Origin of the sequence: Shewanella sp. S1-49-MNA-CIBAN-0167 (assembly GCF_040310145.1) — a bacterium.
Taxonomy (GTDB): Bacteria; Pseudomonadota; Gammaproteobacteria; order Enterobacterales; family Shewanellaceae; genus Shewanella; species Shewanella psychromarinicola.
The window spans coordinates 1-291 of the sequence record NZ_JBEOPO010000185.1; the positions used below are offsets into that span (position 1 = coordinate 1).

At 44.7% G+C, this 291-nt stretch carries 1 protein-coding gene; it reads left to right on the plus strand.

Going from position 1 to position 291, the window contains the following annotated elements:
- Positions 1 to 266 (plus strand): 3-alpha domain-containing protein (locus AAEZ00_RS20940; protein WP_351089801.1); only part of this gene is annotated, 266 nt, incomplete at its 5' end.
- Positions 267 to 291 lie beyond the last annotated feature (25 nt).

Below are 291 nucleotides of genomic sequence, written 5' to 3' on the forward strand. Positions count from 1 at the left end.
GCCGTATGTGCGGCTGGTTTTATCGAGTGTTGTCTGAAGGTGACATTCGTCCGAGTGACAGTATCTGTTTGCTAGAAAGAAAAACGGATATCAGTGTGGCTAAAGCGATGCAGATGTATTTTTTAGCTGAATTTGATGCAGAGCAATATCAGACATTGCTTGAGTGCGAAGGCTTAGCGCAAAGTTGGGTTAATTCATTGCAACGCCGGCTGGATCAGCAAAGTATAGAAGATTGGGCAATGCGCTTATATGGCAACGCCAGTTAATGCCTCCCGGTATGATAAGAACGAT